The following is a 13,863-nucleotide window of genomic DNA, read 5'->3' on the forward strand; positions in this document are numbered from 1 at the left end:
TAATCGTTTTGTTATACAATTGAAACAATTGTGCTATCTTATTTAAAGATTCTGAAATTTTTCACCTCCAGCGATTGTACCAGTCTATGCGGCAGAATATGTAACAAAGTACTTAAAAGGAGTGTTTAGAATGTCATTAAGAGAAGAAGCGTTACATTTACACAAAGTAAATCAAGGAAAGCTGGAATCAAAAGCAAAGGTAGAAGTCAGAAATGCAGATGACTTAAGCCTTGCTTACTCTCCCGGAGTAGCTGAGCCTTGTAAAGAGATTTATGACGATAAAAACAAAGTATATGATTATACAATGAAGGGGAACATGGTAGCAGTCGTAACAGACGGATCAGCCGTTCTCGGTCTCGGTAATATCGGGCCTGAAGCTTCACTTCCGGTCATGGAAGGGAAAGCGGTGCTGTTCAAAAGTTTCGCGGGCGTGGATGCATTCCCGATCGCGCTTGACACAAACGATGTGGACAAAATCATTGACACTGTAAAGCTGCTTGCACCGACATTCGGCGGTGTCAACCTTGAAGATATTGCGGCGCCGAACTGCTTCATTATCGAAGAGCGCCTGAAAAAAGAAACAAACATCCCGGTTTTCCACGATGATCAGCACGGCACTGCCATTGTAACCGTTGCCGGACTTGTAAACGCGCTGAAATTATCAGGAAAATCCATGTCATCCATTAAAGTTGTGGCAAACGGAGCGGGAGCGGCAGGCATCGCGATCATCAAGCTTCTTTACCATTTCGGCGTACGCAACATCGTAATGTGCGACTCTAAAGGGGCGATTTACGAAGGGCGTCCGGCCGGCATGAACGCAGTGAAAAACGAAGTGGCGAAGTTTACAAACCAAGACCGCAACGACGGTTCGCTGCAGGATGTCATTAAAGATGCAGACGTCTTTATCGGCGTATCAGTCGAAGGTGCACTGACGAAAGAAATGGTGGAGAGCATGGCGAAAGATCCGATTATCTTCGCAATGGCCAACCCGAATCCGGAAATCATGCCTGAAGACGCGCGCGCAGCCGGCGCAAGCGTAATCGGAACAGGCCGTTCTGATTTCCCGAACCAGGTCAACAACGTCCTGGCATTCCCTGGAATTTTCCGCGGGGCGCTTGACGTTCGCGCGACTCACATCAACGAAGAAATGAAAATTGCTGCGGTTGAAGCGATTGCTTCCCTTGTTTCAGAGGAAGAATTAAGCGCTGATTATGTCATCCCGGCTCCATTTGACAAACGTGTGGCTCCTGCCGTTGCGAAAGCTGTTGCGAAAGCAGCGATGGAAACGGGCGTCGCCAGAATTACGGTCGATCCTGAAGAAGTGGCTGAAAAAACAAGACAGCTTACGGTCATCGGCGAATAATAACACAAAAATGAAATGGCAGCGCGTTGGAAAAAAACAACGCGCTGCTGTTCAATATACGGACTGCTGAAATTTTTTTAAGGGCAGGTCTTAAAAAAATTTTAGCAGAATCCTTATTTCTTTTGAAAACGCTGACAGATAAGGCTGAACAACGCTTTTTACGGTATGAAATCCGTCCGTTTCCGTCTGTTTTGCAGCAAAAAAAGTCGAATGGAGGATGACACCGTTTGACAAAAAAAGTACAATAGTTTCGGTAAAGTTATTATTAAGTCTATCTAATCGGAAGACATGCAGTGAAGAGAACCCTTCACAAAAGGGAGGTAATCATTTGTTAAAGGATATATTCACAAAAAAGAAAAAATATGCTTCCGTGCCGTCTGAGCAGGCAAAACATGATGTTCCGGAAGGCATTATGACAAAGTGCCCCAAATGTAAAAAAATCATGCTCACAAAAGAGTTAGATAAAAACCTGCGCGTCTGCATGAACTGCGGGCACCATTTCCCGATGAATGCAAAGCAGCGCATTGAAAGCCTCCTGGATGAAGATTCATTCGAAGAATTCAACCAGGGAATGATATCTGAAAACCCGCTCGGTTTCCCGGAATACTTAGAAAAAATCGAAAAAGACCGTGAGAAAACATCGCTGAATGAAGCGGTGGTTACCGGAAAAGGAACCATCAGCGGATTCCCTGCCGTGATCGCGATCATGGATTCAACATTCCGAATGGGCAGCATGGGTTCGGTTGTCGGCGAAAAAATCACGCTTGCAATTGAAAAAGCAAAAGAGGAAAAAGTCCCGTTTATCATCTTTACCGCTTCCGGCGGCGCACGTATGCAGGAGGGGGTCTTAAGTCTTATGCAAATGGCAAAGACAAGCTCTGCATTAAAACTGTTCAGTGAGGAGCAGGGATTGATTATTTCTGTCATGACCCATCCGACGACAGGCGGTGTATCGGCCAGTTTCGCGTCTCTCGGTGATTATAATTTCGCTGAACCGGGCGCCTTGATCGGATTTGCCGGAAGACGTATTATTGAACAGACGATCGGGGAAAAACTGCCGGAAGATTTCCAGACGGCGGAATTTTTATTAAAGCACGGCCAGCTTGATGCGGTGATTCACCGAAACGACATGAAAGATAAACTCGCATTTCTGCTGGACATGCACCAAACAGGAGGTGAGCATGAGTGGCTGCAAGATTAGAATTTGAAAAACCAGTGATTGAACTGCAGACGAAAATCGCCGAACTGAAAAAATTCACCCAAGATTCGGAGATGGATTTAAGCGCTGAAATCGCAAGACTTGAAGACCGGCTCAGCAAGCTCCAGGATGAGATTTATAAAAACCTGAAGCCGTGGGACAGAGTGCAGATCGCACGCCTTCCCGACCGGCCGACGACGCTTGATTACATTCAATACCTGTTTACCGACTTTTTTGAGTGCCACGGAGACAGAACATACGGAGATGATGCGGCGATTGTCGGCGGAGTCGCCAAATATCACGGCATGCCGGTCACCGTCATCGGACATCAGCGCGGAAAAGACACGAAAGAAAACCTTGTCCGCAATTTCGGGATGCCTCACCCTGAGGGCTACCGCAAAGCGCTTCGTCTCATGAAGCAGGCGGATAAGTTCAACCGCCCGATTATCTGCTTCATCGACACGAAGGGAGCGTACCCGGGTAAAGCGGCGGAGGAGCGGGGACAAAGTGAAGCCATCGCCAAGAACCTGTTCGAGATGGCCGGCCTGACAGTGCCTGTCGTTTGTATCGTCATCGGGGAAGGCGGCAGCGGAGGCGCGCTTGCGTTAGGTGTGGGCAACCGCATGCTGATGCTTGAGAACTCGACGTATTCCGTTATTTCTCCTGAAGGAGCCGCATCCATTTTGTGGAAAGACTCCGGCCTTGCGAAAAAAGCGGCCGAATCCATGAAGATTACTGCGCCCGATTTATTAGAATTAGGAATTATTGATGATATGATTAAAGAAGTGAAGGGCGGAGCTCACCATGATATTAAGCAGCAGGCGGGCTACATTGACGGTATTCTTAAAGAAACGTTAAAATCTCTTCTTCAATTGAACGCCGAAGAATTGATCTCACAGCGCTATGAAAAATATAAAGCAATCGGGAAAGTTTCGGTTGAGGATCAATATATCGGGGTAAACTGAATAGACGTGAAGCCTATGGCTCACGTTTATTTTTTGTGATTTTTGTGATATTCCTTAAATTTTATTTAAAAACAATTTATTTAATTGTATAATAGGTAAGGTTTCATGGGAGCTCAGGCGTCCCTTTTCATTGTTTTAGGGCAATGATCATGATATGTTTAACATATATATGTTGCTGAGGTGAATAGGAAATGAAGCGTATAGGAGTTTTAACGAGCGGCGGGGATTCCCCGGGTATGAACGCTGCGGTGCGCGCGGTTGTGCGGAAAGCTATCTACCACGACGTCGAAGTGTACGGAATTTATAACGGTTATTCAGGATTAATCAGCGGTAAAATAGAGAAACTGGAGCTTGGTTCGGTCGGTGACATCATCCACCGCGGCGGAACAAAGCTGTATACGGCCAGATGTCCTGAATTCAAAACAGTTGAAGGCCGTGAAAAAGGAATCGAAAATTTAAAGAAACTCGGCATTGAAGGTCTTGTCGTCATCGGCGGAGACGGTTCATACATGGGTGCGAAAAAATTAACGGAACACGGGTTTCCGTGTGTGGGTGTACCGGGTACGATAGATAATGACATCCCGGGAACTGATTTTACGATCGGATTTGATACGGCGTTAAACACCGTAATTGATGCGATTGATAAAATCCGTGACACCGCTACGTCTCATGAGCGTACATACGTTATTGAAGTGATGGGGCGCCATGCGGGCGACATTGCTTTATGGGCAGGTCTTGCAGGCGGAGCGGAATCAATTTTAATTCCTGAAGCGGACTACGATATGCAGGAAATTATCGGCCGTTTGAAGAGAGGGCACGACCGCGGCAAAAAACACAGTATCATCATCGTTGCAGAAGGGGTAGGCAGCGGGGTTGAATTCGGAAAACGCATCGAAGAAGAAACGAACCTTGAAACACGGGTATCCGTTTTAGGACACATCCAGCGCGGCGGATCTCCAAGCGCTTCTGACCGGGTTCTTGCAAGCCGCCTCGGCGCTTACGCGGTTGAGCTTCTGCTTAAAGGAAAAGGCGGACGCTGCGTAGGTATACAAAACAACAAGCTTGTAGACCATGATATTATAGAAATTTTAGAATCAAAACATACTGTTGAACCAAACATGTATCAGCTTTCAAAAGAACTGTCTATTTAAGGCGGAAGAAGCTGAAGATTTCAGAAGGAAGTGAACGAGTTGAAAAAAACAAAAATCGTTTGTACAATCGGTCCGGCCAGTGAAAGTGTAGAAATGCTGACAAAATTGATGGAAGCGGGTATGAACGTTGCTCGTCTGAATTTTTCACACGGTGATTTCGAAGAGCACGGCGCAAGAATCAAAAACATCAGAGAAGCAAGCAAAAAGCTCGGCAAAAACGTGGGGATTCTCCTCGATACAAAAGGTCCGGAAATCCGCACGCACGATATGGAAAACGGCGCGCTTGAGCTTCAGGCGGGAAATGAAATTATCGTTTCTACGAAACAGGTGCTGGGAACGCTTGAAAAATTCTCAGTTTCTTATGAAGGCCTGGCAGACGACGTGTCAGCAGGGTCTATCATCCTGTTGGATGACGGTTTAATCGGATTGGAAGTGCTAGAATCAAATCCGGAAAAACACGAAATCAAAACAAAAATCTTAAACAGCGGCACGCTGAAAAATAAAAAAGGCGTAAATGTTCCCGGCGTCAGCGTCAACCTTCCCGGAATTACTGAAAAAGACGCCAAAGACATCGTATTCGGTATCGAGCAAGGCGTTGATTTCATCGCTGCGTCATTTGTACGCCGTTCTACGGATGTCCTTGAAATCCGCGAACTGCTTGAAGAGCATAACGCGTCTGACATTCAAATCATTCCTAAGATCGAGAACCAGGAAGGCGTGGACAACCTGGACGCGATCCTGGAAGTATCTGACGGCTTAATGGTAGCGCGCGGAGACCTCGGCGTAGAGATTCCGGCCGAAGAAGTGCCGCTCGTGCAAAAAGAAATGATCAAAAAATGCAACGCGCTCGGAAAACCGGTTATTACTGCGACACAAATGCTTGACAGCATGCAGCGCAACCCTCGCCCGACACGCGCTGAAGCAAGTGACGTTGCCAACGCCATTTTCGACGGCACAGACGCTATCATGCTTTCCGGTGAGACGGCTGCGGGACAATATCCTGTCGAGGCGGTTCAAACAATGTTTAACATCGCCACACGCACGGAAGAATCTCTGAACTACAAAGAAATTCTGTCTAAACGCAGAGATCAGGTCGGCATGACGATTACCGATGCGATCGGCCAATCAGTTGCGCACACGGCGATCAATCTGAGTGCGGCAGCTATCGTTACCCCTACAGAAAGCGGCCATACGGCGCGTATGATCGCGAAATACCGTCCGCAGGCTCCGATTGTAGCCGTTACGGTTAATGAGTCTGTATCACGCAAACTCGGCCTTGTATTCGGTGTATTCCCGGCAAGCGGCCAAAACGCGAATTCAACCGATGAAATGCTTGAAGACGCGGTTCAAAAATCACTTGACAGCGGCATCGTGAAACGCGGTGATCTGATTGTCATTACAGCAGGTTCTGTCGGTGAATCAGGCACGACGAATCTGATGAAAGTCCACACTGTCGGCAGCATTATCGCGAAAGGGCAAGGCATCGGACGCAAATCTGCATTCGGTCCGGTCGTTGTTGCAAAAAATGCGAAAGAAGCTGAACAAAAAATGACAGACGGCGCAGTATTGGTTGCTTCAAGCACTGACCGCGACATGATCGCTTCACTTGAAAAAGCATCAGCGCTCATCACTGAAGAAGGCGGTCTGACAAGCCATGCAGCCGTTGTCGGTTTAAGCTTGGGCATTCCGGTTATCGTCGGTCTGGAGAACGCAACTTCAGTTTTAACAGAAGGACAGGTTATCACAGTTGACGCTGCCCGCGGCGCTGTGTATGAAGGCCGCGCAAGCGTTCTTTAAACAGCTTTAAAAAAGAGAGGGGGGTTCTCCCTTCTCTTTTGTCTTTAGGCTGATTTTCCTATTCCCATGCGGGCGGTGACGCGCTTTTAGAAGGGCAGGAGGGCAGAAAAATGAGAGTATTATTCTTACTGTTTATCGTATGTCCGGCAATTGAAATCGGTTTGTTTCTGCTGGCGGGAAAATGGCTCGGTATTTTTCCGACCTTCCTTCTCATCATTTTGACAGGCGTGTTAGGCGCCTTGGTGGCAAAAAGACAGGGAACCGATGTGTATCATCGGGTGATGCGCGATCTGCAGCACGGCAAAATGCCGGGGGAAGCGCTTCTTGACGGAATATGCGTCTTTTTCGGAGGCCTGCTTTTGATGCTTCCGGGTTTTCTGTCCGATATTGCAGGGGCCTGTCTTCTGATTCCGTTCACTCGGAACCGCATGAAGCCGCTTTTGTTCAAATGGCTGAGAGGAATGTCAAAAAACAAGCGGATCATTATCAAATAAAAACGGCAGCCTTCTTACAGGGCTGCTGTTTTTATTTGGACTGAACAGTAATATAGGCCCATATTTCTTTTAAAGCGCCCGTTGTGATAAAGGCCTGAATGAAAACGAGCAGCGCGGGCCCCGCAGCCAGTCCTAAAATTCCGAACAATTTAAAGCCGGCAAACAGGGCGATTAAGGTCGCAAGCGGATCAAGTCCGATTGACTTGCTTAAAATTTTCGGCTCCGTCAGCTGGCGCTGAATGAGAACCACAATATATAAAACACCGAGACCGATCGCTTGAGGAAGCTGACCGGCAATGGCCAAATACATAATCCAGGGAACAAAGACCGACCCGGCGCCGAGATACGGGAGAAGGTCCACCAGGCCGATAAAAAAGGCGATGGTTGCCGCATGCTCAATCCCTAATAGAAAAAGTCCGATAAAGACAATGATCATCGTGAAAAGTATGAGCACGGCCTGCGCCTTAATGAAACCTGCCATCGCTTTTTTCAGCTCTCCCGATACGGCCTTGGCGTTTGCCGAAACCCGTTCCGGAAAAATGGAATAAAGCAGCGCCTTCAGCTTATGCCAGTCCTTTGTCATAAAAAAAGTCGCCAGCATTGCGAAAATGAAGACGGCAGCTGTATTGGGAAGGAAGGCAATCCATTTCGGCACCAGCTCCAAAAGATGTGAAAGCATCAGCCCCGCATTTTTAGCTGCTGTATCACCGAGGGTCTGAATATGCGTCACGATGGATGCCTGCTGATTGGTTTCCAGTCCGTTAAATAGGACGGTCAGCTCGTGGTACAATGGCTGAATGCGGGAAGTGAACAGCTCTTCGCAATACGTCATAAAGGCGCTGATATGAGGAGGGAGCGTTTTGGCCAGATAGGCGGTTCCCGAAATGATTTCCGCAACGAGAAATGTCGCCGCCCCAAGAAGAATAAGCAAAAAGAAGACCAGGACAATGACAGTATTGACTGACCGGGGCAGCCCCGTCAGTTTGTCCAGCCAGTCAACAACGGGAATGATCGCTGATGACAGAATAAGGGCGATCAGAAACGGATAAGTTAACGGAAATGAGGCGTAACCGGCCGCTAAAGCGCCGCCGGCCGCAGCGAGTACAAACAGCGCGCGGAAAAAAACAGTTGCATAGTGCGGATTCACATCGATCCTCCTCTCGGTCGGCACGTCCTATTACATTAGTTTATTCGTCAAAAAAAAGGATATGAATACAGATATGATGAAAGAAGGTGCTTTCAGGATGTTTACACAGGCGAATTTATTTTTACTATTATTGCTGGCCATCGCATTGGTAGCCAAAAATCAGTCATTGCTTTTTGCCGTCGGCTTTCTCATTGTGATAAAAGCTGTCGGTCTTGATCAGAAACTATTTCCGGTTATTCAGTCAAAAGGCATCAACTGGGGAGTCACCGTCATTACAATCGCCGTTTTAGTGCCGATTGCCACAGGCGATATCGGTTTTAAACAGCTCGGAGAAGCGATGAAATCATATTATGCGTGGATCGCTCTCGGTGCCGGGATCGCGGTTGCCTTAATCGCCAAAAACGGTCTCACCTTATTGGAAAACGACCCTCATATTACAACGGCGCTGGTCATCGGCACGATACTTGCCGTCGCGCTTTTCGGAGGCGTCGCCGTCGGCCCGTTAATCGGCGCCGGAATCGCCTACTTGGCCATGCAAATCGTTAAAATGTTCACTTCGTAAAGTAAAAAAGCGGCGTAAAGCTGCTTTTTTTTGTGGAGAAAATTAGAGTTTGCACCTTCGCATTTTGTAGTTCAGACAAATGCCATTTGCATTATTCCGATGAATGAAGTGGCTTACCATGTAACAAAGAACTTCGGAATCGACGGCGCATATGGCACGAAGACTGAAGATGCAGTAAGGCGGTTCCAATTGATGAATGGATTAAAAGCTGATGGAATTTATGCACTTGAACCAAATCAAAACTTGAAGTGTTGTTAAAATAAGCGGAGACCCTTTCCTTCAATTTGAAAGTTTGTTAAATTTATAATGAGAATGAAAAAACACAATTCGGTTGGTAGTCCGGATGCATGATTTAAAATGTCAGTAACCTTCCCCTCCTCGGGATGTCCATCATTCTTCAGTAAATTTAGGAGGAGGGAATCGTTATGAAATTAACGGTTTACTACGATGGTCAGTTTTGGGTAGGAGTAATTGAAGTTGTGAATGATGGGAAATTAAGAGCAATTCGTCATTTGTTTGGACAACAGCCAAAGGATTCAGAAATAATGCATTTTGTTAATAATCAACTTTTACAGACTCTCTCCCACACTGAACAAGAAGGGGTTTGTGTTAAAGCAAAATCTAAGAAATTAAACCCAAAAAGATTGCAGCGACAAGCTTCTAAAGAAATGAAAAATATCGGGATATCAACTAAGGCACAAAAAGCGATAAAACAGGAGCTTGAAGCAAGAAAAGAAAAGAAAAAACAACTGAATAGAAAACAAAGAGAAAAAATAAAGGAACAAAAATATTTAATCAGAAAACAAAAAGCAAAAGAAAAGCATAGGGGAAAATAGTTGGAGAGCCCGATGAAGCCCTTCGATTGAAAAGTTGAGCGGCATCAGTTAGTTTCTTCGGACTGATTTAGAGAAAAAGAAGTATAAGTCAGAGCCCTTCTCGAAATGAGGAGGGTTTTTCTGCCATTTATTTAAAATCACTTACATCAGTAAATGAGTCAGTTTCAATTGATGAACGGTTTGATGAGGATATTTACAGCCCGAAAACAGCGCAAATGCAGTCAAACGATTCCAGTCCATGTGCGGGGAGCCAACTAAAAACCAAGACCTGGATTTCTGAAGCTGATCCGAACATTGATTCAGTCGAGTAAACAAAATAACCCCCTTCTCCGGTAAAGAAGGGGGTTAAATTTGCGGTGAAGTTGTCGCGCCTGTCCTTTTAAAGTCTCCTCCAAAACTCCCCCAAATGAAAACATGAGAATACATGGTTTTACAAAGCGCCTGAAAGCAAACGATTAAATTTATCAACGCGAAGCCTTGATATATAGGGCTTTTAAAACATTTTTAGTTAAAAGTCTACAAATTAATCAGATTATTGTTTATAATAAGAATAGGCTTAAACTTAAATAAGCTTATAAGAATTTGTTATGTTCCTCTATAAGCATATCGGTTATGTAACCGCAACCAGTGAAATGTAAGCATTTTCTTGAAGGGGAAAGGGAGTGTTTGCATGACTCATTTTAAGTAAGCCGTATGTTTTATATACTCTTTAAAGGGGAATTTTGATTGAAAAGGAGAGGTTGAATATGACAGCAACACGCGGTCTTGAAGGGGTTGTGGCAACAACATCATCTGTAAGCTCTATTATCGACGATACCCTTACATATGTAGGGTACGATATTGACGACTTGACAGAGAATGCAAGTTTTGAAGAAATCATTTATTTGCTGTGGCATCTGCGCCTGCCGAATAAAACGGAACTTGCTGAACTGAAAAAACAGCTTGCGAAAGAAGCTGCCGTTCCACAAGAAATCATTGAGCACTTCAAATCCTATCCCCTCAATAACGTACATCCAATGGCTGCGCTCCGGACGGCGATTTCATTACTCGGTCTGACTGACAGTGAAGCCGATGTTATGAATCCGGAAGCGAACTACAGAAAAGCCATCCGTCTGCAGGCGAAAGTGCCGGGCATTGTCGCCGCTTTCTCAAGAATCCGCAAAGGACTTGATCCTGTTGAACCGAAGGAAGAGTACGGAATCGCGGAGAACTTCCTTTACACTTTAAACGGTGAAGAGCCTTCTCCGATCGAAGTGGAAGCGTTTAACAAAGCGCTCATTCTTCATGCGGATCATGAGCTGAACGCATCAACATTTACGGCGAGAGTATGTGTCGCCACCTTATCTGATATTTACTCAGGCATCACTGCTGCCATCGGCGCTTTAAAAGGGCCGCTTCACGGCGGAGCTAATGAAGCCGTCATGAAAATGCTGACAGAAATCGGCGAAGTGGAAAACGCCGAGCCTTATATCCGCAGCAAAATGGAGAAAAAGGAAAAAGTAATGGGCTTCGGACACCGTGTGTATAAGCATGGAGACCCGCGCGCCAAACACTTAAAAGAAATGAGCAAACGCCTGACGAATCTGACGGGTGAAAGCAAATGGTACGACATGTCAATCCGTGTCGAAGAAATCGTAACGTCGGAGAAAAAACTCCCGCCTAACGTTGATTTCTATTCCGCATCTGTATACCACAGTCTCGGCATTGATCACGATCTGTTCACGCCGATCTTTGCGGTCAGCAGAATGTCAGGATGGATCGCCCATATTCTTGAACAGTACGATAACAACCGCCTCATCCGCCCGCGCGCTGATTACACGGGTCCGGATAAGCAGACTTTTGTTCCGATTGATGAAAGAGCCTGATCAAACGGGAGGCTGGTGATTTTCATGTCGTTAGCCTCTTGTTAATCAAGCCCGGATTGGTTTACAATTTTGATAGAATCTTGAGAAAAGTCATTTTATTTTCTATACAAGAAAAATAAAATGTTTTCTAAATATGAATTACATACTGGGAGGTAATATTGTGTCACAAGGTGAAAAAATTACAGTCTCTAATGGAGTATTAAACGTACCAAATAATCCGATTATCCCGTTTATTGAAGGCGACGGCACAGGCCCTGATATTTGGAACGCCGCTTCTAAAGTACTGGAAGCCGCTGTTGAAAAAGCATATAAAGGCGAGAAAAAAATCACGTGGAAAGAAGTTTATGCCGGTGAAAAGGCTTATAATAAAACAGGTGAGTGGCTTCCTGCCGAAACGCTGGAAGACATCAGAGAGTACTTCATCGCCATCAAAGGTCCTCTGACGACACCGGTCGGCGGCGGTATCCGTTCTCTGAACGTGGCGCTGAGACAGGAGCTTGATTTGTTTACGTGCCTGCGCCCTGTCAGATATTTCACGGGAGTGCCTTCTCCGGTTAAACGACCTGAAGATACGGATATGGTCATTTTCCGCGAGAATACGGAAGATATTTATGCCGGAATTGAGTATGCGAAAGGTTCTGAAGAGGTTGAAAAGCTGATCAGCTTCCTGCAAAATGAAATGGGTGTTAACAAAATCCGTTTCCCTGAAACGTCAGGAATCGGCATCAAACCTGTTTCTGAAGAAGGCACAAGCCGCTTAGTCAGAGCTGCCATTGAGTATGCGATCGAAAACGGCCGTAAGTCTGTCACGCTTGTCCACAAAGGAAACATCATGAAGTTCACTGAAGGGGCATTTAAAAACTGGGGCTACGAGCTTGCCGAAAGAGAATACGGAGATAAAGTATTCACTTGGGCTGAATATGACCGCATTGTCGAAAAAGACGGAAAAGAAGCGGCTGATAAAGCGCAGAGCGACGCGGAAGCGGCAGGAAAAATCATCGTCAAAGACAGCATCGCTGATATTTTCCTTCAGCAGATCTTGACCCGTCCGAGCGAATTCGACGTCGTGGCGACAATGAACTTAAACGGAGACTATATCTCTGATGCGCTTGCCGCTCAGGTAGGCGGAATCGGAATCGCGCCGGGAGCGAACATCAACTATGAAACAGGGCATGCGATTTTCGAAGCGACTCACGGAACGGCTCCTAAATATGCCGGCCTTGACAAAGTCAACCCGTCATCCGTCATCCTTTCAGGAGTGCTTCTTCTTGAACACCTGAACTGGAATGAGGCTGCTGACTTGATCATTAAATCTATGGAAAAAACGATTGCTTCAAAAGTAGTAACGTACGATTTTGCTAGATTAATGGACGGTGCAACTGAAGTGAAATGTTCAGAGTTTGGTGAAGAGCTAATTAAAAACATGGACTGAACCTAAAGCAGACTTCTAATGAAGCCAAAAAAGGAGAAGAGAATCATGGGAAAAACACGCAGTAAAGTTTCTGTTATCGGAGCAGGATTTACGGGAGCGACAACAGCCTTTCTGACAGCTCAAAAAGAGCTTGCGGACGTTGTGCTCGTTGATATTCCGCAATTAGAAAACCCGACAAAAGGAAAAGCGCTAGACATGCTCGAAGCAAGTCCGGTTCAAGGATTTGACGCGAAAATCACAGGCACGTCCAACTACGAGGACACAGCCGGTTCTGATATCGTCGTCATCACAGCCGGAATTGCGAGAAAACCGGGCATGAGCCGTGACGATCTCGTATCTACAAACGAAAAAATCATGAGAAGCGTCACACGTGAGATCGTGAAATATTCTCCTGACTGCATTATCGTTGTATTGACAAACCCTGTTGATGCGATGACATATGCGGTGTACAAAGAATCAGGCTTCCCGAAAGAACGCGTCATCGGACAATCCGGAGTGCTTGACACTGCGCGATTCAGAACATTCGTCGCTGAAGAATTAAACCTGTCTGTAAAAGATGTGACCGGTTTTGTTCTTGGCGGACATGGTGACGACATGGTTCCTCTCGTCCGTTATTCCTATGCGGGCGGCATTCCGCTTGAAACGCTTATCCCGAAAGACCGTCTTGATGCGATAGTAGAACGCACAAGAAAAGGCGGCGGGGAAATCGTCAACCTTCTCGGCAACGGAAGCGCCTACTACGCGCCTGCTGCATCACTGACTGAAATGGTAGAAGCCATTTTGAAAGATCAGCGCCGCGTGCTTCCGACCATCGCTTACTTAGAAGGCGAATACGGTCATGAAGGCATTTACTTAGGCGTACCGACAATTATCGGAGGAAACGGCCTAGAGCAAATCATCGAGCTTGAACTGACAGACTATGAAAAAGCGCAGCTGAGTAAATCAGTTGAATCTGTCAAAAACGTGATGAAAGTATTGTCATAAGAAAAAAGGGAAGGCTTCCGAATCAGAAGCCTTCCTCTTTTTACAATTAATGAAAGCGTTTTCTTTTTC

Annotated in this window: 12 protein-coding genes and 1 pseudogene; 12 read left to right on the forward strand and 1 reads right to left on the reverse strand. The window is 46.0% G+C overall.

The genetic code is table 11. The features are described from left to right. Positions 1-130 precede the first annotated feature (130 nt). The 6 genes from SB24_RS15530 (at position 131) to SB24_RS15560 (ending at position 6,968) form a co-directional block, all read left to right on the forward strand. Entirely contained in the window at positions 131-1,363 is a 1,233-nt protein-coding gene (locus SB24_RS15530; RefSeq protein WP_007408064.1) for an NADP-dependent malic enzyme, read from the forward strand. A gap of 328 nt (positions 1,364-1,691) precedes the next feature. Then, positions 1,692-2,564 (forward strand): acetyl-CoA carboxylase, carboxyltransferase subunit beta, encoded by an 873-nt coding sequence (gene accD, locus SB24_RS15540; RefSeq protein WP_003152441.1) that lies wholly within the window; start codon positions 1,692-1,694, stop codon positions 2,562-2,564. Continuing rightward, positions 2,549-3,526 carry an acetyl-CoA carboxylase carboxyl transferase subunit alpha gene (gene accA, locus SB24_RS15545; protein WP_015417990.1) on the forward strand — a complete coding sequence of 326 codons (978 nt, stop codon included), beginning with the start codon at positions 2,549-2,551 and terminating at the stop codon, positions 3,524-3,526. The genes accD and accA overlap by 16 nt, the downstream gene beginning before the upstream one ends. Before the next feature lie 191 nt (positions 3,527-3,717). Continuing rightward, entirely contained in the window at positions 3,718-4,677 is a 960-nt protein-coding gene (gene pfkA / locus SB24_RS15550; RefSeq protein WP_007408068.1) for a 6-phosphofructokinase, read from the forward strand. A 39-nt stretch (positions 4,678-4,716) separates the two neighbouring features. Next, on the forward strand, positions 4,717-6,474 hold the full coding sequence (pyk, locus tag SB24_RS15555) for a pyruvate kinase (protein ID WP_031379141.1): 1,758 nt from the start codon (positions 4,717-4,719) through the stop codon (positions 6,472-6,474). A 110-nt stretch (positions 6,475-6,584) separates the two neighbouring features. Beyond that, a complete protein-coding gene (locus SB24_RS15560; RefSeq protein ID WP_012118168.1) occupies positions 6,585-6,968 on the forward strand; it encodes an FxsA family protein in 384 nt (127 codons plus the stop codon). 31 nt (positions 6,969-6,999) lie between these two features. Here the strand turns inward: SB24_RS15560 and ytvI are convergent, their stop codons facing one another. Further along, entirely contained in the window at positions 7,000-8,115 is a 1,116-nt protein-coding gene (gene ytvI, locus SB24_RS15565; RefSeq protein ID WP_003152446.1) for a sporulation integral membrane protein YtvI, read from the reverse strand. A 97-nt stretch (positions 8,116-8,212) separates the two neighbouring features. Here ytvI and SB24_RS15570 point away from each other — a divergent pair, with 97 nt between their 5' ends. The 6 genes and pseudogenes from SB24_RS15570 to mdh all read left to right on the forward strand — a co-directional run bounded on the left by SB24_RS15570 (position 8,213) and on the right by mdh (position 13,794). Continuing rightward, a complete protein-coding gene (locus SB24_RS15570; RefSeq protein ID WP_015417989.1) occupies positions 8,213-8,677 on the forward strand; it encodes a DUF441 domain-containing protein in 465 nt (154 codons plus the stop codon). A gap of 126 nt (positions 8,678-8,803) precedes the next feature. Next, positions 8,804-8,940, forward strand: a pseudogene (locus tag SB24_RS19730) (peptidoglycan-binding domain-containing protein); the annotation flags it as partial. A gap of 162 nt (positions 8,941-9,102) precedes the next feature. Then, complete coding sequence (locus SB24_RS15575) at positions 9,103-9,513, forward strand: YjdF family protein (protein ID WP_031379142.1); 411 nt, start codon at positions 9,103-9,105, stop codon at positions 9,511-9,513. 746 nt (positions 9,514-10,259) lie between these two features. Beyond that, complete coding sequence (gene citZ, locus SB24_RS15580; protein WP_007613059.1) at positions 10,260-11,378, forward strand: citrate synthase; 1,119 nt, start codon at positions 10,260-10,262, stop codon at positions 11,376-11,378. A gap of 160 nt (positions 11,379-11,538) precedes the next feature. After that, positions 11,539-12,810 carry an NADP-dependent isocitrate dehydrogenase gene (gene icd, locus SB24_RS15585; RefSeq protein ID WP_007408075.1) on the forward strand — a complete coding sequence of 424 codons (1,272 nt, stop codon included), beginning with the start codon at positions 11,539-11,541 and terminating at the stop codon, positions 12,808-12,810. 45 nt (positions 12,811-12,855) lie between these two features. Beyond that, positions 12,856-13,794 (forward strand): malate dehydrogenase, encoded by a 939-nt coding sequence (gene mdh / locus SB24_RS15590; RefSeq protein WP_003152455.1) that lies wholly within the window; start codon positions 12,856-12,858, stop codon positions 13,792-13,794. The last annotated feature ends 69 nt before the right edge of the window (positions 13,795-13,863 follow it).

Origin of the sequence: Bacillus sp. Pc3 (genome assembly GCF_000815145.1) — a bacterium.
Lineage (GTDB): Bacteria > Bacillota > Bacilli > Bacillales > Bacillaceae > Bacillus > Bacillus velezensis.